The following is a 23250-nucleotide window of genomic DNA, read 5'->3' as shown; positions in this document are numbered from 1 at the left end:
GGATGTTCAGCCTTCCCCACCGCTCGCCGCGGGACCTGCCGTTTGTCACCGACCACACCGCACTGTTGCTGGTGGACATGCAGCGTGCCTGGCTCGAGCCGCAGTTCGACCCGCACCTCGAAGGCCCGGACGCCGCGTACTTCCTCAATCGCACACGCTCGCAAGTGGTGCCCAATCAAGTCCGTCTGCTCAACGCCTTTCGCGACGCACGGCAGAACGTGCTGCACACCCTGATCGAAAGCCTGACCGCCGACGGCCGCGACCGCTCGCTGGATCACAAACTGTCGGACATGCACCTGCCCAAGGGCAGCCCGCAGGCACAGGTCATCGCCGAACTGACCCCGGCAGAAAACGAAATCGTGCTGCCGAAGACCTCCTCCGGGGTCTTCAACTCGACCAACATCGACTACGTGCTGCGCAACCTTGAAACCCGTCATCTGATCATCGCCGGTATCGTCACCGACCAATGTGTGGACATGGCCGTGCGCGACGCCGCCGACCGTGGCTATCTGGTCACCCTGGTGGCGGACGCCTGCGCGACCTACACCGAGGCACGCCACAATGCCTGCCTGAACGCGATCAAGGGCTACTGCTGGATCACCGACACCGATACCGTCCTCGGTCGTCTGCGGGAGATGCAGCCATGAGCGAGCGCCTGTCGCCGTTGCCGATGACCACCATCGTCACCACCGACCTTATCGGCATCACCCGGGGCCGTTCGTTTCCCAGCGATGAGCTGGAGCACTATCAGGCCGCCGGCTGCGGCTGGGTGCCGGCCAACAGTGCGCTGACGCCGCAGGACATCATCGCCTCGACCAACCCGTGGGGCGCCTACGGCGATCTTCGGCTGATTCCCGACCTCGCCAGCCGCGTCACGGTGGGCAACGGCCCGGACGCCGCCGCCCCGGCGCTGGACTTCATCCACGGCGACATCCGCGAGACCGACGGCCGCCCGTGGGGCGCCTGCCCGCGCACGTTGCTGAGCGATGAAATCGAGCGTTATCGCGATCAGCTCGGGTTGCAGGTCAACGCCGCGTTCGAACACGAATTCAACCTGCACGCCGGGTTTGCCGAGCATCTGGCGTTCTCTCTCGAATCCCAGCGCCAAGGCGCTGAATTCGGCGGCTGGCTGCTCAGCGCATTGCGCGCCGGCGGTGTCGAGCCGGAAATGTTCCTGCCTGAATACGGCAAGCACCAATACGAAATCACCTGCCGACCGACTCTGGGTGTCGCGGCGGCGGATCGAGCGGTGAACGTGCGCGAAATCACCCGTGAAATCGCCCGGCAGATGGGCCTGGACTTGAGCTTCGCGCCGAAGACCGCCGCCGACGCAGTGTGCAACGGCGTGCACCTGCACGTCAGTCTGCTTGATCTGGCCGGGCAGCCGATGCTCTACGACGCCGGCACCAGCAATGGTTTGTCCACGCTGGGCCAGCACTGGGCGGCGGGCGTGTTGCATTACTTGCCGGCACTGTGTGCGTTCACCGCACCGACACCAGTGTCGTACGAGCGTTTGCAACCGCATCACTGGAGCGCGTCCTACGCCTGTCTGGGCCAACAGAACCGCGAAGCGGCGCTGCGCATCTGCCCGACCGTGAGCCTGGGCAACAAACCCGTGGCGAAGCAGTACAACCTGGAATTCCGCGCCATGGACGCCACCGCCTCGCCGCACCTGGCGATGGCTGCGCTGCTGATCGCCGGACGCCTGGGCATCGAACAGCGTCTGGCGCTGAACGCAATCACCGATGAAATCCCCGATGCACTCAACGACGAACAACGCGAGGCGCGGGGCATCGTTGCCCTGCCCGCCTCTTTGGCTCAGGCACTGGATTGCCTGCGTCGCAGCGAAGCGCTGATGGCAGCGCTGCCGGCACCGTTGCTCGACACGTATTTCGCCCTTAAAACCGAGGAACTGGCGCTGACGGAACAGCTCTCGCCCGCTGACCTGTGTGAGCACTATGCACGCCTGTACTGAATCCGCCGAGCTTGGGTTGTACACCCGACCGGTCTACAACCTGACCCGTGAAGATTCGACGCACCCGCTGATTCTGGTGTGCGAACACGCCAGCCGCTACATCCCCGATGCCCTGAACAATCTGGGACTGGATGACACGGCTGCGCGTGAACACATTGCCTGGGACATCGGTGCGCTGGAGCTGGCCGAACAACTGTCGGAAAAGATCGGCGCCACGCTGTTGAGTGCCAATTATTCGCGACTGTTGATCGACCTCAACCGGCCACGCCATGCCCCGGACAGCATTCCGGCGCAGAGCGAAATCTACCAGGTGCCGGGCAATCGCGAGCTCGACGAAGCCACCCGCGAATACCGTCGCCAGTGCCTGTTCAAGCCGTTTCACACCCGGCTGCAACAACTGATCGACGAACGTCTGGCCGAAGGCCGGCCAGTGCGGGTGGTGGGGATTCACAGTTTCACCCCGATCTATTACGGCCAGCCACGGGAGCTGGAAGTCGGCGTTCTATTCGGTCAGGCAAAGGCCTATGCACAGCGCCTGCTCGACGGTCTCGGTCAGCATCCGCTGAAAGTCGCCGGCAACCAGCCGTACAAAATCGACCCGCTGGGCGACATGACCGTGCCGGTGCACGGCGATGCCCGAGGCCTCGAATCGGTATTGATCGAGGTGCGCAACGACCTGCTGCGCAGCCCGGAAGCGGTGACCCGCTGGGCAAACTATCTGGCTCCACTGCTTTGAACATTGCTGTAAACACTGCTGACGCTGTAAACGACGGACCGACATAACAACTAAAACGAACGATTGGCTGACAAGGAGTTGCGCTTCATGGAAATAGAAGAGTTCGGCTACAAACAGGAGTTGAAACGTAGCCTGACACTGACCGACCTGGTGGTATACGGGATGATCTTCATGATCCCCATCGCCCCGTTCGGCGTGTATGGCTACGTCAACGCCGAGGCACCGGGGATGGTGCCTCTGGCGTATATCATCGGCATGGTGGCAATGGTTTTCACCGCGCTGAGCTACGGCAGCATGGCCCGGGCCTTTCCGATTGCCGGCTCGGTTTATTCATACGCGCAACGAGGCCTGAATCAACACGTCGGCTTCCTCGCCGGCTGGCTGATGCTGCTCGACTACCTGCTGATTCCGCCGCTGCTCTACGTCTATGCGGCGATGGCGCTCAACCACTTGTACCCGGACATCCCGAAAGTCGGATTCATCCTGGCGTTCCTGGTCAGCGCCACGTTCGTCAACCTGCGCGGCATCACCTTCACCGCCCGCATGAACATCCTGTTCCTGCTGGCGCAGCTGGTTGTGTTGGGGATTTTCCTGTTCTACGCCTGGAACGCCCTGCACAACGGTGGCGGCAACGGCCAGTTGACCCTGGCGCCGCTGTATCACCCGGAAACCTTCAATTTCGCCCTGCTGATGCAAGCAGTGTCGATTGCGGTGCTGTCGTTCCTCGGTTTCGATGCGATCTCCACGCTTGCCGAAGAGATCAAGGGCGATCCAGGCCGCAGCGTCGGCAAAGCGGCGTTGATCACCCTGATGGTGATGGGCGCGATCTTCGTCGTACAGACCTGGATCGCCACCGATCTGGCCGCCGGCATGGGCTTCAAGTCCGCCGACACCGCGTTCTATGAAATCGCCGAAATCGCCGCCGGCAGCTGGCTCGCGACCCTGACTGGTGTGGCCACGGCCCTGGCCTGGGGCGTGGCGGTGGCGATCACTTCGCAAGCGGCGGTCTCGCGCCTGCTGTTCGGCATGGCCCGCGACGGCAAGCTACCGAAAGTGCTGGCCAAGGTTCACCCGAAACACAACACGCCGTACCTGAGCATTTATCTGGTGGCCGTGCTGTCGCTGGTGATCTGCTACCTGTTCATCAACTCGGTGGACACCCTGACCTCGCTGGTCAACTTCGGCGCCTTGAGCGGCTTCATGCTGCTGCACCTGACCGTGATCAATTACTACTGGCGCCGACAGAAGTCCGGCCAGGTGATCCGTCACCTGATCTGCCCGGTGATCGGCTTCGGCATCGTCGCGGCCATCATGTACAACATGGGCGTCGATGCGCAGAAGCTCGGCCTGATCTGGATCGCCTTGGGTCTGGTGTACCTGTTCTTCCTGAACAAGCTCGGCGCCAGTACCGCGCTGCCTGACCCGAGCAATGGCTGACAAGAAAAAGGGCGGCGTCTGACAAGAATTCAGGCGACCGCCGCTTTAACGCGTGGAAACCGACAGTGATAGTCAGGTTCGGCGAATGGGCCGAACCTTTTGATACAGGAGTGCATCCATGCTGGTCTTACGTCCAGTCGAGCCAAACGACCTGCCTCAATTGCAACAACTGGCTCGCGACAGCCTGGTGGGCGTCACGTCCCTGCCGGATGACAGCCAGCACCTGGGCGAAAAGATCGTCGCGTCCTGCGCCTCGTTCGACACGAATGTCGCGGCCCAGGGCCCGGAAAATTACTTTTTCGTGCTGGAAGACCTGGACAGCCGTCGCCTGGTCGGCTGCTCGGAAATTCTCGCCACGGCCGGCCATAACGAGCCGTTCTACAGCCTGCGCAACCGCCACTTCACCAGCGCTTCGCGGGAACTGAACATCGAACATGGCGTTCCGGCGCTGTCGCTGTGTCACGACCTCAGCGGTCACACGCTGCTGCGCGGTTTTCACATCGACGCAGCGCTGGTGCGCACGCCGTTTTCCGAGTTGCTGTCACGGGCGCGCCTGCTGTTCATCGCCGCCCATGCGTCACGTTTTGCCGAAGCGGTGATTACCGAAATCGTCGGCTACAGCGACGCTCAGGGCCACTCGCCGTTCTGGGATGCGCTGGGAAAACATTTCTTCGACCTGCCCTACGTCGAGGCCGAGCGCCTGTGCGGCTTGCAGAGCCGTACGTTTCTCGCCGAACTGATGCCGCAATACCCGATCTACGTGCCGATGCTGCCGCTGGCGGCGCAGGAGTGCATCGGCCGCATCCACCCGGACGGTCAGGAAGCGTTCGACATCCTTGAGCGCGAAGGCTTTGAAACCAACAGCTACATCGATTTGTTCGATGCCGGACCGACCTTGTACGCGCGCACCGCCAACATCCGCTCGATCGTGCAGAGCCAGATCGCAACGGTTAAAGAGGAACCTCTGATCGACGCCCGCGGTCGTTATCTCGTGAGCAACGACGCACTGCACGGCTTCAGGTCGGTGGTCGCCGAGCTGGATTACCAGCCCGGTCAGCCCCTGGCGCTGACCCCGGCGATATGTGCGGCGCTGAACGTCGGCGCTGGCGACTCGATCCGGGTGATTGCCCTGTGAACCGCGCCCTCACCCAACGACAGTGCCCGAGCAGGCGCGCAAAAGGAGTTGCAGCATGATTGTCCGTCCGGTCCAAGTCAGCGACCTGCCAGCGTTGATGACGCTGGTGCAACAGGCCGGGCCGGGGTTCACCACCCTGCCCGCCAACGAAGATCGCCTGGCCCACCGGGTACGCTGGGCGCAGCGCGCCTTCGCCGAGCAGGTCGAGCGGGCCGATGCCGATTATCTGTTTGTGCTTGAAGACGACGAGCAGCGAGTGGTCGGGGTCAGCGCCCTGGCGGGGGCCGTCGGCCTGCGCGAGCCCTGGTACAACTATCGGGTTGGGCTGACCGTCAGTTCGGCACCGGATCTGGGCATCCAGCGGCAGATCCCGACCCTGTTCCTCAACAATGAACTGACCGGCCAATCGGAACTGTGCTCGCTCTTCCTGCGCCACGACCAGCGTCACGGCAGCAATGGGCGTCTGCTGTCGCTGGGGCGCTTGCTGTTTGTCGCCGAGTTCCCGCACCTGTTCGGCGAAAAGATGATCGCCGAACTGCGAGGCAGTGCCGACGAGCAAGGCTGTTCGCCGTTCTGGGACAGTCTGGGCCGGCACTTCTTCCAGATGGACTTCAGCCATGCCGACCATTTGTCCGGGCTGGGCAACAAGTCGTTCATCGCCGAACTGATGCCACGCCAGCCGCTGTACACCTGCCTGCTCACCGAACAGGCCCAGGCCGTGATCGGTCAGGCCCACCCCAACACCGAACCGGCGCTGAAGATCCTCCAGTCCGAGGGTTTCGCCCACAAAGGTTATATCGACATCTTTGACGGTGGCCCGGTGATCGAGGCGCCGATCCGCAGCATTCGCACGGTGCGCGACAGCCTGGAACTGACCCTGAGCATCGGCACGCCGGACGAACAGGCGCCGCTGTGGCTGATCCACAACCGCCGCCTGGAAAACTGCCGCATCACCGTCGCTGCGGGCCGCCGGGTCGGCAGCAGTCTGGTGATCGACCGCCTCACCGCCAAACGCCTGCAATTGCAGCCGGGCAACTCGGTACGGGCGGTGCCGCTGCCCAATCAACAGCAGCAGGCAGTGGCGGCCTGAGCGCCTCTGCCTGCAGCAAGAAAGCCTGAACAGGTTTTTCCTGGTTAACTTCCTCGTTAATTCGTCATGATCCTTGACCCATTGGCGTGATAGCCTTTTCACCTTCGGCGTTGACACCTTTGCTCAAGCCTTTCCATTCCTTTGTATTGGTGGAACTCGTATGACCAGGCTTTCTCATCAAGATTTGCGCCGTAACTTCCGTCAGCTGCTGGCTTCCGACACCTGCTATCACACCGCATCGGTGTTCGATCCGATGTCCGCCCGCATCGCCGCTGACCTGGGTTTTGAAGTAGGGATTCTTGGCGGCTCCGTCGCCTCGTTGCAGGTGCTGGGCGCCCCGGACTTTGCCTTGATCACCCTCAGCGAATTCGCCGAGCAGGCCACACGCATTGGTCGCGTCGCCCAGTTGCCGGTGATCGCCGACGCCGACCACGGCTACGGCAACGCGCTCAACGTGATGCGCACCATCGTCGAACTGGAACGCGCCGGCGTCGCCGCGCTGACCATCGAAGACACCCTGCTGCCGGCCCAGTTTGGCCGCAAATCCACCGACCTGATCACTGTCGCCGAAGGCGTCGGCAAGATCCGCGCGGCACTGGAAGCCCGGGTCGACTCGGAAATGGCGATCATCGCCCGGACCAACGCCGGCATCCTGCCGAACCAGGAAATCATCAGCCGCACCAAGCATTACCAGGCCGCCGGTGCTGACGGTATCTGCATGGTCGGCATCCAGGACTTCGATCAGCTCGAGCAGATCGCCGAACACCTGACCGTCCCGCTGATGCTGGTCACCTACGGCAACCCGGCGCTGCGCGACGACAAACGTCTGGCCGAGCTGGGTGTGCGCGTGACCATCGACGGCCACGGTGCTTACTTCGCGGCGATCAAGGCCACTTATGACAGCCTGCGCGAACAGCGCCAGATCTTCAGCCAGGCCTCGGACCTGAGCGCCACCGAACTGACTCACACCTACACCCAGCCTGAGGAATACATCCTCTGGGCCAAGGAATACATGAGCGTCAAAGAGTAACCTCGCACCACGCTACAAAGAGGCAGAGCGGCCCGACGCCATTACGAGTCCACTCGCATGGCGCCCGCCGCGAAACCGCTAGCTGCCGTTAGTGTTTCGCCAACTCCATAATCATCCGCGACAACAGATAAACCCGCGGCGCCACGCTCTCCACTTCCGCGTATTCCTCCGGCGTATGAATATTGCCGCCAACAATCCCGAACCCATCCAGCGTCGGCGTCCCCACCCCGGCCGACAGGCTCGCATCCGCCGCCCCGCCGCTGCCTTCTTCAGTCAGCTTGCGGCCAATCTCGCCGTAAATCCCCTGAGCCATCGCCATCAAACGATCCGACTCCGCCGTCTGCGGCATCGGCGGCAAGCCGCGTTGAAGCGAGGTCTTCACTTCGGTATCGGGAACCAACTTGTCCTGCGACACCCGCGCCAGATCCTTCTCGATCCGGTCGAACTCTTCCGGCACCGCCGCCCGCACGTCAGCCTTGGCCGTGGCCTGATCCGGGATCACGTTGGTGCGGTCGCCGGCCTTGAGCACGGTGAAGTTGATAGTGGTTTTCTTCGCTTCATCGCCGAGCTTGCCCAGTTGCAGGATCTGGTGCGCCGCCTCCATCGCCGCGTTGCGCCCCAGTTCCGGCGCGACGCCGGCGTGAGCAGCCTTGCCCTTGACCTCGACCAGCGCGGTGGCGCTGCCCTTGCGCCATACCACCAGACCATCCGCCGGGCGACCCGGTTCGAGGTTCAGTGTGACGTCATGAAGCTTGGCGGTTTTCTTGATCAGGTCGGTGGCAACCTCCGAGCCGGTTTCTTCGCTGGCGTCGAGCAGGAAGGTGATTTTCGCGTAGTCCTTGAAGTCGAGGTTCTTCAGGATTTTCAGCGCGTAGATGCCGGCGACGATCCCGCCCTTGTCGTCCATCACCCCCGGCCCATAGGCGCGGCCGTCCTTGATATGGAACGGACGCTCGGCGGCGGAACCTTCCTTGAACACCGTGTCCATGTGCGCCATCAACAGAATTTTGGCCTTGCCGGTACCTTTGAGCGTGGCGAGCACGTGGTTGGTTTTTTCCGGCGTGTTGGGCACCAGCTCGATAGTCGCGCCAAGCTTTTTCAGCTCATCAATTGCGATTTCGCTGACTTGTTTGAGGCCTTTTTCATCGCCGGAACCGGAGTCGATATTGACCAGCCGCTCCAGCAGTTTCAGGGCTTCGGGCTTGTATTGTTCGGCGTCGGCCATCACCTGTTTGTGCGGTTCGGCAAAGGCGCAAGCGGTGACGAAAGAAAGGGTCAGGCCGAGACCGGCGACCAGCAGGGAACGAGGGAATTTGAACGTCATGAATCAATCCTTGTTTCGTGTCGGGTACTGAACCGTACCTGACATCGCCCCAAGGCTCTATCCCGGATGCGACACCCCATCCGTTCAAACCGAACCCAGCACCTCGCGCCGCGGCGGATCGTCATTGCAACAGATCACCCGGTTGCGCCCAGTCGCCTTGGCTTCGTACAGCGCCTGGTCAGCGTCATTGAGCCAGCGTGTCGCATCGCCGTGAGCCGGATCGAGTGCGGCCAGGCCGATGCTCAGACTGACTTTCAGCGCCGGATTCTGCTCGTAGACCAGAAAGGAAAAACGCTCGCGCAAGGCTTCCATCACCTGCGCCGCATTGAACAGCGGCAAGTCCGGCAGGATCACGCAAAACTCATCGCCGCCGTAGCGTCCGGCCACGTCCGCCATGCGCAGGTTCTGCTTGAGCATCTTGCTCAACTGGCGCAGGACGATATCGCCGGCCACATGGCCGTAGGTGTCGTTGATCGCCTTGAAGTGGTCGATGTCGATCAGCGCAATCGCGGCGCCTTTTTGCTGCCCTTTGCAGCGCAGGAATTCGATGTCCAGTTGATCCTTCCAGGCGCCGTGGTTGAGCAGACCGGTGAGGCTGTCGGTACGGCTCAGCGCCAGCAATTCACGTTTCTGCACGCCCAGGGTGTAGGCCTGGCGAAAGCAGATCCAGCCCAGCGCCAACGGATACAACATCAACAACGGCAGACAGGCATACATCTGCGCCGGAGTGGTCGCCGGGATGAAGGCCGGGGCAAATACCACCAGCCCGACACCGACGCCCAGCAACTGCGCCGCCGACCCTGCCAGCAGAAAGCGCAGACCGCCGATGGCAACGTTATTCATCGCCATCATCGAAATGGTCGTGGCACTGGGCAGCGGATTGAATTGCATGGCAGCGACCCATAGGCCGCCAAGGAAGGCGTCGATCAGCAAGTTGCGGTGTTCGGCGTGGTAAGGGACTTTCGAGCGTCGTGCCCACTGATACGCCAGGTGTGGCCAGACCAGGCCGTTGAACAACATCAGCGCCCAGACCCAGGCCGGGGGATCGAGCGGATACATCGCGACGCTCACGCACAAAAGCCCCAGGACCAGCCCCAGGGTTCGCGATGTGTAAAGCCTCCTGGCCAGTGAAAGTCCCTTTCCTCCCGTTCTTCCCATAAGGGCCTCGAGTACACCGCAAAAGGATGTGCTCGGAGTCTAACAGGGCAACGTTAAATAGCCATCACCGGCCAGCGGCCGGCAGTCTCCGACCCCGCGGCCCGCCAATTCCGGCACACGGCAGGCAAATGATTGGCTATACATGAAGTAGGAAAATGGAAAAAAGACTCTAAGAAGGAGGCCCATGCAGACCTATCAAGTGTTGATCATCGGCAGCGGGTTTGGCGGCCAGTGCGCGGCGGTCAATTTGCTCAAGGCCGGCATCGACGATTTTCGCTTGCTGGAGCGGCGGGACTTTTTCGGCGGCACCTGGTGCCAGAACACCTACCCCGGCGCGGCGGTGGACGTGCCGTCGCCCCTGTATTCACTGTCGTTCGCACCCTACCCGTGGACGCAGATGTTCGCCGGACAGGCCGAACTGCATCGCTACACCGAACACGTGATCGAGCGTTTCGGCCTGCGCGAGCGGGTGGAACTGCAGGCCAATGTCGAGCAGATCGAGTGGGATGAAAACGAAAAACGCTGGGCCGTACACACCGGCGCCAAGGGCACCTATTACGCGCAGTTCGTGATCAATGCCACCGGGCCGCTGAGTCAACCGGTCGTCCCACACTTCCCCGGTCGGGATCGCTTTCAGGGCAAGACCTTTCATACAAACAATTGGGATCACAGCTACGACTATCGCGGTAAACGCGTGGCGATCGTCGGCAGCGGTGCCAGTGCCGTGCAGGTGATTCCGACGATTGCACCGGATGTCGCGCACTTGCACGTCTTTCAGCGCACACCCCATTGGGTGCTGCCACGCCCCGACCGAAAGTTCGGACGTTTCCAGCGCTGGCTGCTGGGGCTGAAACCGGCCTGGAAGCTGCTGCGCTGGCTGATCTACTGGCAGTTCGAAACCCGGATCATCGCCTTCAAATATTCGAAACCGGCGATTCAGATGGTGCAAAACCAGGCGCTGAAATTTCTCAAACGCCAGGTGACCGACCCCGAGTTGCGGAAAAAACTGACGCCGGACTTCACCATCGGCTGCAAACGGGTATTGCTCTCCAACACCTATTACCCGGCGCTGACCCGGCCCAACGTCACCTTGCACAGCCGCGAGCAAGGTATCGCCGCCCTCGACGAAACCGGCATCGTCACCACGGATGGCCAGCACATCGATGTCGACCTGATCGTCTGGTCGACCGGTTATGACGCCACCGATGGCGTGATTTCCTACCCGGTCAGCGGAAAAAACGGCGTAAAACTGCGCGATGTCTGGGCGCAGTACCCGCGCGCCTACCTCGGCACCAGCCTGCCGGACTTTCCCAACCTGTTTATCGTCACCGGGCCGAACACCGGTATTGGTCACACCTCGGCGCTGTTCATCATCGAATCGCAGATGAACTACATCCTCGACTGCATCCGTACCGTACAGGCCAAAGGTCTGCGCAGCATCGAAGTTCGCCCCGAAGCAGAACGTACCTACACTCAGATGATTCATCGGGAGATGGAGCGCACGGTCTGGAAAACCGGCGGCTGCCACAGTTGGTATCAAAGCAGGAGCGGTCACGTGATCGCGATGTTCCCCGGCTTCAGTTTCAGCTATCACCGCTTGACCCGGGCGCTGAAACCGGCCGACCACATTCTGTCTTGAACAAGGAAGACCCACGATGCTTTTGCTGTTTGTCGCCCTCGCAGTTTTCGTGGCCTGGAGCTGGTTGAGCTACCCGGCGGTCGGTCACTGGCTCTACGACCTGAGCGCAGCTTTGGAGGCGAAACTGTACCGGCTGCACAAGATTGAAGTGCCGATCGCCGAAATGACGGTGTCGACCTGGCAAGGCGGGCCTTACGAAGCGTCGAGCAGCATTCTGATGCTGCACGGCTACAGCGCCGAAAAGAACCTGTGGCTGCGCTTCGCCCGGCACTTTGTCGGGCAGTACCGGGTGATCATCCCGGACCTGGCCGGTCACGGCGAAACCGGCTTCAAGGCCGGTGGTGGCTACGATATTCCGGTTCAGGCCAAACGAATGATCCAGTTGCTCGACGTCTGCGGCGTCGAGAAGGTCCACGTGATCGGCAACTCCATGGGCGGTTACATCGCCGCGTGGCTGGCGGCAACCTACCCGGATCGCATCGCTTCGGTGGCGCTGATCGACCCGGCCGGCGTCACCGCGCCCGAGGCCAGCGACATGGAGCGTCACCTGGCCCGTGGGCACAATCCGTTCCTGATCAACTCCCGGGAAGAATTCCGACACTTCTATGCGATGACCATGGCCTCGCCGCCGTGGGTGCCCGGCCTGGTGCTCGACGCCATTGCCCAGCGCTACGAGCAACAACGTGACGAACTGGAAGAGATCTTCCGGGATTTTCGCGCAAGTCCGCCGATGGAACCGAAGTTGCCGGACATCAAATGCCCGGCGCTGCTGCTCTGGGGCCGCAAGGACCGGTTGATCGATGTCAGCAGTGTGCCGGTGTGGAGCAAGGGCATCACCAATCTGCGGGTGGATGTGTGGGATGGTGTCGGGCACATGCCGATGGTCGAGCAGCCGTCGAACACGGCGCGTTTATATCGGGAGTTCCTGGGGGAAAACTCACGCGCAGACAGGTAAACGGTCAGTCGTTGGCAGAATGAAGTTCGTAGGATTCTTCGTTTGCCCGCGTGGGCGAAGGCTGCGATCTTTTCCTCCATCCTTTACGTGACCGTGCCAGGAATTTTTTTCATGACCGTGCAGCCGTTCGTCAGCCCCGACCTGATCCGCCAACGCTTCTCCAAAGCGATGTCCGACATGTACCGCGAAGAAGTGCCGCTGTACGGCGCACTGATGGAACTGGTGGAGCAGACCAACCGCGAAGTGCTGGCCCGCGAGCCGCAGATCGCCAGCCAGTTGCACAGCACCGGCGAAATCGAACGGCTGGACATGGAGCGCCATGGCGCGATCCGCGTCGGCACCGCCGCCGAACTGGCCACCCTCGCCCGCCTGTTTGCGGTGATGGGCATGCAGCCCGTGGGTTATTACGATCTGACGCCCGCCGGGGTGCCCGTGCATTCCACGGCGTTTCGAGCAGTGCATGAAGATGCGCTGCAGGTCAGCCCGTTCCGGGTGTTCACTTCGCTGTTGCGACTGGAGTTGATTGAAGATCCGGAGCTGCGTGCTTTTGCGCAATCGGTGCTGGATCAGCGTTCGATCTTTACGTCAGAGGCATTGCGCCTGATTGAACAGGCCGAAGCCGTTGGTGGACTGACTGAGTCCGAAGCCGGGGAATTTGTCCTGCAAGCGCTGGAGACTTTTCGCTGGCACCACAGCGCCACCGTCACCGCCGCGCAATATCAGACCCTCAGCGCCCAGCATCGTCTGATCGCCGATGTGGTTGCGTTCAAAGGCCCACACATCAACCACCTGACACCGCGCACCCTGGACATCGACATCGTTCAGGCGCAGATGCCGCTGCATGGCATCACGCCCAAAGCGGTGATCGAAGGGCCGCCGCGCCGGCAGCATCCGATCCTCCTGCGTCAGACCAGTTTCAAGGCGCTGGACGAGCCAATCGCCTTCACCGACCAGACGCAAACCCGCGGCAGCCACAGCGCCCGGTTTGGCGAAATCGAGCAACGGGGTGCGGCGCTGACACCCAAGGGCCGAGCGTTGTACGACCGTCTGCTGAATGCGGCGCGAGATGAGTTGGGTGACTTCCCCAACGAAGCCAACGCCTCACGCTACAACGCGCTGATGACCCACCACTTCAGCGAATTCCCTGACAGCCTCGAAGGCATGCGCGAGCAGGAATTGGCCTACTTCCGTTATTTCTTGACAGACAAAGGGCTGGCGGCGGGTCGTCTCGCTGAGGTTTCGCTGCAAGCTTTGTTGCGCGACGGCTATGTGAAAGCCGAACCGCTGGTGTACGAAGATTTCCTGCCGGTGAGTGCGGCGGGGATTTTTCAGTCGAACCTGGGGGACGCCGCGCAGACGCATTATGGCGAGCACTCCAACCAGCAGTCATTCGAACTGTCCCTGGGACGTTCGACCATCGATGAACTGGGCTTGTATGCCGAGACTCAACGGCGTTCGATCGAGGAATGTTTGAAGGCGCTTGCCCGATAACGCGACGAGGCAGCACTTGGCCATACTGCGCAAGAAGTTGCGCAGTTCCCCGTAATAAAAACCCCATCAGAATCGCTGCAGCCCTTGCACATCAAGGGCTGCAGCCAAGTGCGCAAGAAGTTGCGCAGTACTGCGCAACTTCTTGCGCACTTTTTGCCTGAAATGCAGGTTTTTTCGCCCAGGAAACAGTTCCCTCCGTGCCATATCCTTGATCTACAAGGCTTCTGAAAAACTGGCACGCTCTTTGATAACAGTCAGGCACCCACCGGGCGATTTCGCCTCCCGGGCACCCTAACTTTATCCGCAAGGAGCACCTCCCATGGCAACACCAGCGTACATGTCGGTTACCGGCGAAAAACAAGGCCTGATCACTGCCGGCGCTTTCACCGCCGACTCCGTTGGCAACACCTATCAGGAAGGCCACGAAGACCAGGTCATGGTTCAGGCTTTCACCCACGACGTGATCATCCCGCGTGACCCACAGTCCGGTCAGCCAACCGGTCAGCGCGTGCACAAGCCAGTTGTGATCACCAAGGTCTACGACAAGGCTTCGCCTCTGCTGCAAGCAGCACTGACTTCCGGCGAGCGCATGAGCGAAATCGTTATCCAGTGGTACCGCACTTCGGCTCAAGGTACCCAAGAGCACTACTACACCACCAAACTGGAAGACGCGATCATCGTCGCCATCAACAACAAAATGCACAACTGCCAGGATCCAGGCAACGCGCACTTCACCCACCTGGAAGAAGTGCAGTTCACCTACCGCAAAATCACCTGGACCCACGAAGTATCCGGTACTTCGGGTTCCGATGACTGGCGTGCTCCAGTCGTTTAATTACGGCTGATCGTTTCAAGCATCGGCCAGCTCTGCTGGTCGATGTTGTTTACGCCCCTCCAGAATTTCGCGCGCGCTGACCGGTCTTGCGGTCGACGGGCGCCGCTGTACAGCACGAGGAACAAGGGATGTTCGCGCCGGCCAATGAAACCCACTTTGCCCTGACCATCGAAGGGCTTTCCGCCGATTTCCAGGTGTTTACCCTCACCGGTCGGGAAGCCATCAGCCAGCCGTTTGCCTTCGAGGTGGAGCTGGTCAGTGAGCAGCCGTCGCTGGACCTCGAAACCCTGCTGCACAAACCGGCCTTTCTGCAGCTGTCGCCCGACGGCAGCGGCATCCATGGCCTGATCGACCGCGCCGCGCAAGGTGATTCCGGCAAGCGCCTGACGCGCTACTCCGTGACCCTGCGCCCGCAGCTTTCGTACCTGGCGCACCGGATCAACCAGCGGATCTTCCAGAACCTCAGCGTGCCGAAAATCATCGGCAAGGTCCTCGAAGAACACGGCATCCAGGGCAACGCCTACGAATTCCAGACCGGCTCGATCTCCCCCGATCGCCTCTACTGCGTGCAGTACGACGAGTCGGACCTGCATTTCATCCAGCGCCTGTGCGAAGAAGAAGGCATTCACTACCACTTCCAGCACAGCGCCACCGCGCACAAACTGGTGTTCGGCGATGACCAGACGGTGTTCCACAAACTGGCGCCGGTGGCCTATCAGCAGGACTCCGGCATGGTCGCCAGCGACCCGGTGATCAAGCGCTTCGACCTGCGCCTGGAAACCCGTACCAGCCGCACCACCCGCCGCGACTACGACTTCGAAAAACCACGGATCACGTTAGAGAGCGAAAACCGTGGCGACGCCCTGCCCGACCTCGAGGACTACGACTACCCGGGCCGTTTCGTCGACCGCGAGCGCGGCAAGCACCTGGCCAAACGCGCCCTCGAACGTCACCGCAGCGACTTCCAGCTCGCCGAAGGCAAGAGCGATCAGCCATTGCTGGTCAGCGGCCATTTCCTCGCGCTGAAAGAACACCCGAAAGCCAAGTGGAACGACCTCTGGCTGCTCACCGAAGTCCACCACGAAGGCAAACAGCCGCAGGTGCTGGAAGAGTCCGTCACCAGTGACACCACCGCGCTGAAAGACGATTTCCATCAGGGCTACCGCAACCGCTTCCAGGCCACCCCGTGGGACGTGCCGAACCGCCCGCCCCTGCGCCACCCGAAACCGCGCATCCTCGGCAGCCAGAGCGCCGTGGTCACCGGCCCGCAAGGCCAGGAAATCCACTGCGACGAATACGGCCGGGTGAAAGTCCAGTTCCACTGGGACCGCGAAGGCCAGTCCGACGACAAGACCAGCTGCTGGCTGCGCGTGTCTTCCGCCTGGGCCGGCGCCCAATACGGCGGCATCGCCATCCCGCGCATCGGTATGGAAGTGCTGGTGACCTTCCTCGAAGGCGACCCCGACCAGCCGCTGATCAGCGGCTGCCTGTACCACAAGGAAAACACCGTCCCGTACACCCTGCCGGCGAACAAGACGCGCACCACCTTCAAGACCCTGAGTTCCATGGGTGGCGGCGGCTTCAACGAACTGCGCATCGAAGACAAGAAAGGCCAGGAACAGATCTTCCTCCACGCCCAGCGCGACTGGGACGAGAACATCGAACACGACCAGAAAATCCGCGTCGGCAACGAACGCCACGACGTCGTGGAAAAGAACAGCTACACGGAATTCAAGGCCGAAGAACACCACACCGTCTACGAAGACCGCAAAGTCGAAGCCCGCGCCAACGACCATCTCACCGTGGGCGTGAACCAGCACATCAAGATCGGCACCGGGCAATTCATCGATGCGGGGCAGGAAATTCACCTGAGCAGCGGCATGAAGGTGGTGCTGGAGGCCGGGGCTGAGCTGACGCTGGTCGGTGGCGGCAGCTTCATCAAGATCGATGGCGGCGGCGTGACCATGAGCGGGCCGGCGATCAACATCAACTCCGGCGGTGGGCCGGGGAGCGGGACTGGGGCGGCGCCGTTGATGCCGGGCGTGCTGAAACAAGCCGATGCCGACAAGGCGGGTGCTGTGCTGACGCCGGCGCAGATCAATACCCTCAAGCGTAATGCGCCGTTTTGTGAAGAGTGTGAGAAGTGTAAGGCGGGTGCATGCACGATCTGACTGTCGAGAGATTCGCATGGGCAAACTCAATGCGAGTTTTTGCAGCCTGCTTGCTGAGTGTCTTGCTGATTCAACCAATGACTGCTTCCGCCGCCGAGGCTCGCAGCACCGTACCCGACGACGTATCCAGCTACGTAATCAAGAGAAACAACTGTGACTCGCTTCGCGGTGATATTCCCGAGCAAGACCCGGCCGACCCTGACAACATTCACCGGCTCGCCAGCGAAGCGAACACATACTGCAAAGGCACAGATCAGCAACTGAAGCAGTTGAAAGAAAAATACGCAGAAAACGAAAGCGTGCTGAAAAGGCTTTCGGGTTACGAAGAACACATAGAAGCGGATATGAGCCAATAGGCTCACCCATCAAGGACGGTTGTTGTGGCATCTGAAAAAATCACCCCCCAGGCCTGGCTCTCCGCGCACCCGCTCAAGGCGAACGAACGCCTGTACCTGATCGTCAGCGCTGCCAGCGATGCCGACGCGCTCAAGACCCTGTATCAGAGCGAACCGTCCGTCCAGGCCATTCCCGTCTGGGGCGGAACGCCCTACTCCACCTGGCAACCAGTGATGCCTTACGTCGCCGAACTCAAGGCCAACTCCGCCTTCCTGCCCTGGATCAGCGAAACCGACGCCCTCGACTGGGGCTGGCTGGCCGTCTCCCGCTCCGAACCCAACGAAGTCTTCGAACACCTGCGCAGCCTGACCCAAGTGAAAATGCCGGACGGGACCGAAGTGTTTTTCCGGTTCTGGGATGGGCGGCATATCTATCCGATTCTTGATGGGTTGGGTGAGAGCGCTGGGGAGGTGCTGCCGGTGTTTGAGCGGTATCTGATCAATGGCCGCAGCCTGGAAGTCGGACCGAGGGTGGTGCCGAAGGTGAAGGAGTGGCCGTGGTGGGAGGTGCCGAAGAGGTTGCTGGATCAGTTGGCGAAAGAGGATCACGCGACGCTGGTCGGCAACTTGATGCAATGGCTCGAAGAAGCACGCCCGGACCTCTACAGCGCATGGCCCGAGAACAACCTGAAACTGAAAATCACCCGTTTCGTGCGTCGCCCGGATGCTCCGGACAACCTTAAAGAAGCACTGTTAAACCACCTGATTCTGGAGCAAGGCTGATGGATCGCGTTGCCTTTGTTGACAACCAACTGAACACCTTCAAGGACAGTTTGAAGCTGTATCAGGAACAGACCAAGACCTGGTACGCGAGAGCCGCCGACAAGGCCAGTCGGGCAGCCGACCTGCCTTCCCTTTTGGGCATGGAGCGAGTGATCAAGGTTGGCAACACCAGTAAGTCGGTGAGCATGACCGACGGCGACTTCTCTTCGAACGTGGCTCAATGCCCGTTGAAGGGACCGCTGCTGATCGAAAGTAAATTCGAATCGGTTTATGACATTCCCATCGGCGATATCGAAGTCGAGATCGTCGCAGTGGAAGGTGGTGCAGTCAGCAAGGTCAAACTCGATCAGCAAGGCAAGGCCAGCTGGACCGGCGGAATTCCCGGCAAGTTCTACAAAATCCGTGTTCACAACGAAGTGACGCCTGCGCAGATCGACGCTCTGTTCAGCTCCTACAGCGGCGTAACAGCAGACCTTGAAGGTTTCCTGCGCAAGGAGTGGGCCGGGTTCAAGCCGCAATGGTCGAATCTGTCGGCTTCGGGCACAGCGATGGCGATCGGCAACGGAATTCTTGAGGGTGGCTGGGAAGCGATCAAAGGCGTGTGGGATGGCATCAGTCTGGTGCTCGACATTCTGCAAGACCCCAAGAAATTTGCAAAAGATCTCGGTGCCGGCGTCCAGGACCTGATCAAAGTCGCCGAAAGTTCGCCAGACATCATGAAAAAAGCCATGTTGCTGGCCAGCGACGAAGCCGCTTTGTTCCTGCTGGTACGCAGTGCCGTGATCTGGTTGGCAGGCTTGCCGCCAATGAAAATGGCCGGCGACGTTGCGAAGATGACCACGGCCATTGTCGTCGGCATCGCGATCGACATCGTGATTGGCGTGGTCCTGACCATTGCGGCTGAAGGCACAGGGGTTATCTACCTCGCCGCCCGACTGAAGAAGTACGGTGAGCTTGTCATCAATGCTGTCACCAGCTTCGTGAAGTCGCTGTTCAAAATCATCAATGGCTTTATGGAGTATGTCGCGAAGTACACCGCTGTTGCGGCGCGTGGGGTGACAGCCAAGGTGAGGAACGGCGTCTCTCAGCTGCGCTTCGACGGGAAAAAGAACGCAAAACTGGGTAATGGCAAAGTCGGTGACGACGCTTCCAAACAGGCAAAGTCGCCCGCGGAAAAAAGTGCAGAGCCGGCCTCGGGGACATGCACCAACGGATGCCCGGTTTCGATGGTCACCGGCGAAGAGCTGCTGACGCTGACAGATGGCCAACTTGACGGCTTACTGCCGTTTGAATGGACACGCCTGTACAGAACCAGCGCCGTGGAAATCGACTGTGGCCTGGGCTACGGTTGGAGTCACGCTCTTGCCCACCGCATCGAAATCGTGGGCGATGAGGTCGTTTGGACCGACCACGAAAACCGCTCAACACCGTTCCCGCTTCCAAGCGAGCAACGCCCGGCGATCACTAACAGCCTCTCGCGTGCAGCCATTTTCCTCGGCGATGACCCGTCCGAATTGGTACTGGCCCAAGCAGGCAAACGCCCATCGTTCTACCACTTCCGCTTCAACAGCAAAGGCGCAACCCTGATCGCCATCAGCGACAGCTATGGCAATCGCCTGCACGTCACACGGGACATCCACGGGCGCATCAAACGCCTCGACAACGGCGCAGGTCGTGCCCTGCTTTTACGCTACGACCGCAAACATATTGTGGCTGTGGACTATCAGCAGTTTCTACCGGCGGACAATCTTGAGGATGCCTGGAACACCGTCCAGACGCTGTTCACCTACACCTATGACGCGCAACACCGGTTGATTGAAGCAAAGAACGCCTCAGGGGAAGCCGAGCGTTATAGCTACAACGATCAACACGTGATTCTGGAGCGGCAACTGGCCGGCGGCGCGAGCTTCTTCTGGGAGTGGGAGAACGAAGGCAAACTGGCTCGATGCATCCACCACTGGGCAAACTTCTCGCAGATGGACGCGCGCTACGCCTGGGATGACAAAGGCAGCGTGACCGTTACCAACGCCGATGGCAGCGAAGAGGTTTACACCCACGACGATCAGGCGCGATTGATCAGCAAGATCGATCCGGATGGTGCCGAGCATCTCAAGGCCTATAACGACAAAGGCCAATTGGTCGCGGAAAAAGATCCGCTCGGCGCCGTGACCGAATACCGATACGACGACAACGGATTGATGACCGCCGTCATCCCTCCTGAAGATGAAGCCACCACGTACGAATACAGCAACGGATTCGTCAGCGATGTTCACCGTGGCAAAGCCAGCTGGAAGTATCAACGCAACAGACAGGGTGATGTCACTCAGCAAATCGACCCGGATGGAAATTCGACGTTCTACAGCTACGACCGTCAAGGACGTCTGCTGGAGATCCGTCACCCGGATGGCAGCCGCCACCAACTGGGCTGGAACAACCTCGGTCAATTGCTTGAGGAACGCCTGCCCGATGGTGGTCAACGCAAATACCGCTACGATGCGTTGGGCCGGCAAATAACTCGGCAAGAAGAATCAGGTGCCATCACCCAATATCAGTGGGATACCGCCAACCGCCTCGCACAAATTATCTTGCCGGGCGGCGCAACGCGCGCGTTCACCTATAACGCCTACGGCAATGTCACTGCCGAACGCGACGAACTCGGCCGCGTCACCCGTTACGAATACGCCGATAAACTGCACCTCGTCAGCCGTCGCATCAACCCGGATGGCAGCCAGCTGCGTTACCGCTACGACAACTCGCGCCTGTTGCTGACCGAGATCGAAAACGAGCGCGGCGAGCATTACCACCTCGACTACTTCCCGAATGGCCTGATCCAACAGGAAACCGGCTTCGATGGTCGTCGCACCGCATACGAATACGACCTCAACGGCCAATTGCTGAAGAAAACCGAATTCGGTGAAGACGGTAGCGAGTTGGTAACTGAGTACCAACGCGACACCGCAGGCCGGTTGCTGGTGAAGACCCTTCCCGACGGCGAAGAAATTCACTACAGCTACGACGCCCTCGGCCGCCTGGTCAACGTCGACGACGGACACTGGCCACTCGCCTACGAATACGACCTACAAGACCGCCTCGTCACCGAACACCAGGGCTGGGGCACCTTGCGTTATGAGTACGACAGCGTCGGCCAGCTCAAGCACTGTCGCTTGCCCGATGGCAGCAAACTCGACTACCGCCACCAACCCGGCGGTATGCTCAGCGGCATCGACCTCAACGGTTCGCGTCTGACGACTCACCAGTTCAGCGGTGGTCGCGAACAGCAACGGCAGCAAGGCCTGTTGCTCAGCCAATATCAATATGACGAACAGGGCCGCTTGCAGGCCCACAGCGTCAGCCAGCGCGACAAAAACCTTTTCCAGCGCCGCTACAACTACGACGCAAACGGCAACCTCGCCGGAATCGACGACAGCCGCAAAGGCAGCCGCAGCTATCACTACGACCCGCTCGATCGCTTGATCAGCGTGCGTGGCGCGACACCGGAAAGCTTCGCCCACGACCCGGCCGGTAACTTGCTCGGCCAGAACAACGAAGGCACAGCCAACCTCGCCAACGTCAAAGGCAACCGCCTGCTGATGCAAGGCGACCGCCATTACGACTATGACGCCTATGGCAACCTGATCCGCGAGCGCCGTGGCGCCGGACAAAATCTCGTCACCGAATACCGTTACGACTGCCAGCATCGACTGATCGGCGCGAGCCTTCCGGGTGGCAGCACCGCGTCCTACAAGTACGATGCTTTCGGTCGCCGCATCGAGAAAACCGTCGATGGCCAAACCACCGAGTTTCTGTGGCAAGGCGAACGCCTGATCGCCGAAAGCGGCGACAACCGTTATCGCACCTACATCTACGAACCCGGCAGCTTCCGCCCGCTGGCCATGCTCGACGGCGAAGGCCCGCGCAAGGCAACGCCGTTCTACTACCAGCTCGACCATCTGGGCACACCGCAGGAACTCACTGACTACAGCGGCGAAATCATGTGGTCCGCGAAGTACCGCGCCTACGGCAACCTCGCAGCACTGGATGTCAGTGAAATCGACAATCCGTTGCGATTCCAGGGTCAGTACTTTGATGCCGAGACAGGGTTACATTACAACCGGCACCGCTACTACAATCCGGGGACTGGGCGTTTTCTGACTCCGGATCCGATCAAGCTTGCGGGTGGACTGAATAACTACCAGTACGTGCCTAACCCTACGGGATGGGTGGATCCTCTCGGCCTAGCTAGTGGACCAACAAATTGCCCACAGCCAGTTCCAGGCGGAACATGGAAATTCAACTCTGAAGTTGACTTAGACTGGAGAGGAACTCCGGGCACCTCTTATCAGCAAATGCATAAAGGACTGGACGAAGCATTTACTAGAACTGGTGTGCCGAAAAACGAATTTACAGTAACAAAATGGGGAAAAGATCAGTATGGAAAGTCCTACCCCACAGAATGGCGTGTACTAGAAGGCAAAAACAAAGGGGCAGAAGTAAACATAGATGATCCTCGTCTTGTTCCTTCCACTGATGGTCCTGCAGACCCCCATGTTGGATACCAGACGCCGGGGAAACGCGGTACTGGCGGCGCAGTTAGAGGACACATCTTATTAGAATCAGTGCCTGTATCACGCGCGAGAATTGGAGACCCGCAATGAACTACCTAGAAAAAGAAATAGACTCTGTCTTAGAAGAGCAAAAACTAGCAAATAAAAAACTAAGCGAAACTGAACTAGCCAACCTAATCAACGATTTAACGATCGCATTCTTCTCCTCCCCAGCGAAGAAGCTGGACCCATATTTTTTGAAAAACACCGAAAAAAATCATGATCCTGAATTTTGGAAAAAAGTTGACACCATAGACGACCTTGAATATCCCACTATAATAGTTCACGACAACAAAGCTCACGCTTGGAAACTAGAGTCTTCTACTGACCTCAAAGCGTTGCTACTCGAAACAACTGGCTTCCCATTCTGGATAATAGGTGAAAATTTTAAAACCTTGACATACATGGATGACCACGACTGCGTACACATCAGCAAAAAAACAAACAAATAACCCCCCAAAATAAAATAAAAAGGAAGAGTAAAAAAGGACAGACTTATTTTTCGACGAAGAAAATAAATCTGTCCCCTTTCAATTACGATAACGGCCTACC

18 protein-coding genes are annotated in these 23250 nt (G+C 60.0%); 16 read left to right on the top strand and 2 right to left on the bottom strand.

Annotation, left to right across the window (positions count from 1 at the left end):
- The first annotated feature begins 2 nt into the window (after positions 1-2).
- The 7 genes from M5B44_RS08990 to M5B44_RS08960 all read left to right on the top strand — a co-directional run bounded on the left by M5B44_RS08990 (position 3) and on the right by M5B44_RS08960 (position 7403).
- On the top strand, positions 3-647 hold the full coding sequence (locus tag M5B44_RS08990) for an isochorismatase family cysteine hydrolase (protein WP_248738899.1): 645 nt from the start codon (positions 3-5) through the stop codon (positions 645-647).
- Entirely contained in the window at positions 644-1975 is a 1332-nt protein-coding gene (locus M5B44_RS08985) for a glutamine synthetase (protein ID WP_248738898.1), read from the top strand. The genes M5B44_RS08990 and M5B44_RS08985 overlap by 4 nt, the downstream gene beginning before the upstream one ends.
- Positions 1959-2711, top strand: coding sequence for an N-formylglutamate amidohydrolase (locus M5B44_RS08980; RefSeq protein ID WP_248738897.1), 753 nt, complete (start codon positions 1959-1961; stop codon positions 2709-2711). The genes M5B44_RS08985 and M5B44_RS08980 overlap by 17 nt, the downstream gene beginning before the upstream one ends.
- 87 nt (positions 2712-2798) lie before the next feature.
- Positions 2799-4148 carry an APC family permease gene (locus M5B44_RS08975; protein ID WP_248738896.1) on the top strand — a complete coding sequence of 450 codons (1350 nt, stop codon included), beginning with the start codon at positions 2799-2801 and terminating at the stop codon, positions 4146-4148.
- A 118-nt stretch (positions 4149-4266) separates the two neighbouring features.
- Entirely contained in the window at positions 4267-5283 is a 1017-nt protein-coding gene (locus M5B44_RS08970; RefSeq protein WP_248738895.1) for an arginine N-succinyltransferase, read from the top strand.
- A gap of 55 nt (positions 5284-5338) precedes the next feature.
- Complete coding sequence (astA, locus tag M5B44_RS08965; RefSeq protein ID WP_248738894.1) at positions 5339-6373, top strand: arginine N-succinyltransferase; 1035 nt, start codon at positions 5339-5341, stop codon at positions 6371-6373.
- Positions 6374-6533: 160 nt separating this feature from the next.
- A complete protein-coding gene (locus M5B44_RS08960; RefSeq protein ID WP_248738893.1) occupies positions 6534-7403 on the top strand; it encodes an isocitrate lyase/PEP mutase family protein in 870 nt (289 codons plus the stop codon).
- A gap of 88 nt (positions 7404-7491) precedes the next feature.
- Here the strand turns inward: M5B44_RS08960 and M5B44_RS08955 are convergent, their stop codons facing one another.
- Both M5B44_RS08955 and M5B44_RS08950 read right to left on the bottom strand, forming a co-directional pair.
- Complete coding sequence (locus M5B44_RS08955; protein ID WP_248738892.1) at positions 7492-8727, bottom strand: M20/M25/M40 family metallo-hydrolase; 1236 nt, start codon at positions 8725-8727, stop codon at positions 7492-7494.
- 84 nt (positions 8728-8811) lie between these two features.
- A complete protein-coding gene (locus tag M5B44_RS08950; protein WP_248738891.1) occupies positions 8812-9885 on the bottom strand; it encodes a diguanylate cyclase in 1074 nt (357 codons plus the stop codon).
- Between the two features lie 184 nt (positions 9886-10069).
- Between M5B44_RS08950 and M5B44_RS08945 the strand changes: the two genes are divergently transcribed.
- The 9 genes from M5B44_RS08945 (at position 10070) to M5B44_RS08905 (ending at position 23150) form a co-directional block, all read left to right on the top strand.
- Positions 10070-11524: a flavin-containing monooxygenase gene (locus M5B44_RS08945; protein WP_248738890.1), complete on the top strand. Its 1455-nt coding sequence runs from the start codon at positions 10070-10072 to the stop codon at positions 11522-11524.
- A gap of 16 nt (positions 11525-11540) precedes the next feature.
- The gene (locus M5B44_RS08940; protein WP_248738889.1) at positions 11541-12479 is read left to right on the top strand and encodes an alpha/beta fold hydrolase; all 939 of its coding nucleotides are present in this window, start codon (positions 11541-11543) and stop codon (positions 12477-12479) included.
- Between the two features lie 111 nt (positions 12480-12590).
- Positions 12591-13970, top strand: coding sequence for a VOC family protein (locus tag M5B44_RS08935; protein ID WP_248738888.1), 1380 nt, complete (start codon positions 12591-12593; stop codon positions 13968-13970).
- A 319-nt stretch (positions 13971-14289) separates the two neighbouring features.
- Positions 14290-14805 (top strand): Hcp family type VI secretion system effector, encoded by a 516-nt coding sequence (locus M5B44_RS08930; protein WP_007949952.1) that lies wholly within the window; start codon positions 14290-14292, stop codon positions 14803-14805.
- Between the two features lie 128 nt (positions 14806-14933).
- Complete coding sequence (gene tssI, locus M5B44_RS08925) at positions 14934-16976, top strand: type VI secretion system tip protein TssI/VgrG (protein ID WP_248738887.1); 2043 nt, start codon at positions 14934-14936, stop codon at positions 16974-16976.
- On the top strand, positions 16964-17332 hold the full coding sequence (locus M5B44_RS08920; RefSeq protein ID WP_248738886.1) for a hypothetical protein: 369 nt from the start codon (positions 16964-16966) through the stop codon (positions 17330-17332). The genes tssI and M5B44_RS08920 overlap by 13 nt, the downstream gene beginning before the upstream one ends.
- A gap of 24 nt (positions 17333-17356) precedes the next feature.
- Positions 17357-18094: a DUF4123 domain-containing protein gene (locus tag M5B44_RS08915; protein ID WP_248738885.1), complete on the top strand. Its 738-nt coding sequence runs from the start codon at positions 17357-17359 to the stop codon at positions 18092-18094.
- Positions 18094-22749, top strand: a complete 4656-nt coding sequence (locus M5B44_RS08910; RefSeq protein WP_248738884.1) for a polymorphic toxin type 47 domain-containing protein — start codon at positions 18094-18096, stop codon at positions 22747-22749. Before M5B44_RS08915 ends, M5B44_RS08910 begins: the two co-directional genes overlap by 1 nt.
- A complete protein-coding gene (locus M5B44_RS08905) occupies positions 22746-23150 on the top strand; it encodes a hypothetical protein (protein WP_248738883.1) in 405 nt (134 codons plus the stop codon). Before M5B44_RS08910 ends, M5B44_RS08905 begins: the two co-directional genes overlap by 4 nt.
- The last annotated feature ends 100 nt before the right edge of the window (positions 23151-23250 follow it).

This window comes from Pseudomonas sp. MWU12-2029, assembly GCF_023242425.1.
Lineage (GTDB): Bacteria > Pseudomonadota > Gammaproteobacteria > Pseudomonadales > Pseudomonadaceae > Aquipseudomonas > Aquipseudomonas kribbensis.
Note: the sequence above shows the minus strand (reverse complement) of the source record. Positions and strands in the feature narration are given on the sequence as shown.

What these genes read in the sequence shown, in the direction of transcription:
- M5B44_RS08990 (WP_248738899.1), top strand. Translation starts at nt 3, where the DNA reads ATGTTCAGCCTTCCCCACCGCTCGCCGCGGGACCTGCCGTTTGTCACC.
- M5B44_RS08985 (WP_248738898.1), top strand. Translation starts at nt 644, where the DNA reads ATGAGCGAGCGCCTGTCGCCGTTGCCGATGACCACCATCGTCACCACC.
- M5B44_RS08980 (WP_248738897.1), top strand. Translation starts at nt 1,959, where the DNA reads ATGCACGCCTGTACTGAATCCGCCGAGCTTGGGTTGTACACCCGACCG.
- M5B44_RS08975 (WP_248738896.1), top strand. Translation starts at nt 2,799, where the DNA reads ATGGAAATAGAAGAGTTCGGCTACAAACAGGAGTTGAAACGTAGCCTG.
- M5B44_RS08970 (WP_248738895.1), top strand. Translation starts at nt 4,267, where the DNA reads ATGCTGGTCTTACGTCCAGTCGAGCCAAACGACCTGCCTCAATTGCAA.
- astA (WP_248738894.1), top strand. Translation starts at nt 5,339, where the DNA reads ATGATTGTCCGTCCGGTCCAAGTCAGCGACCTGCCAGCGTTGATGACG.
- M5B44_RS08960 (WP_248738893.1), top strand. Translation starts at nt 6,534, where the DNA reads ATGACCAGGCTTTCTCATCAAGATTTGCGCCGTAACTTCCGTCAGCTG.
- M5B44_RS08955 (WP_248738892.1), bottom strand. Translation starts at nt 8,727, where the DNA reads ATGACGTTCAAATTCCCTCGTTCCCTGCTGGTCGCCGGTCTCGGCCTG.
- M5B44_RS08950 (WP_248738891.1), bottom strand. Translation starts at nt 9,885, where the DNA reads ATGGGAAGAACGGGAGGAAAGGGACTTTCACTGGCCAGGAGGCTTTAC.
- M5B44_RS08945 (WP_248738890.1), top strand. Translation starts at nt 10,070, where the DNA reads ATGCAGACCTATCAAGTGTTGATCATCGGCAGCGGGTTTGGCGGCCAG.
- M5B44_RS08940 (WP_248738889.1), top strand. Translation starts at nt 11,541, where the DNA reads ATGCTTTTGCTGTTTGTCGCCCTCGCAGTTTTCGTGGCCTGGAGCTGG.
- M5B44_RS08935 (WP_248738888.1), top strand. Translation starts at nt 12,591, where the DNA reads ATGACCGTGCAGCCGTTCGTCAGCCCCGACCTGATCCGCCAACGCTTC.
- M5B44_RS08930 (WP_007949952.1), top strand. Translation starts at nt 14,290, where the DNA reads ATGGCAACACCAGCGTACATGTCGGTTACCGGCGAAAAACAAGGCCTG.
- tssI (WP_248738887.1), top strand. Translation starts at nt 14,934, where the DNA reads ATGTTCGCGCCGGCCAATGAAACCCACTTTGCCCTGACCATCGAAGGG.
- M5B44_RS08920 (WP_248738886.1), top strand. Translation starts at nt 16,964, where the DNA reads ATGCACGATCTGACTGTCGAGAGATTCGCATGGGCAAACTCAATGCGA.
- M5B44_RS08910 (WP_248738884.1), top strand. Translation starts at nt 18,094, where the DNA reads ATGGATCGCGTTGCCTTTGTTGACAACCAACTGAACACCTTCAAGGAC.
- M5B44_RS08905 (WP_248738883.1), top strand. Translation starts at nt 22,746, where the DNA reads ATGAACTACCTAGAAAAAGAAATAGACTCTGTCTTAGAAGAGCAAAAA.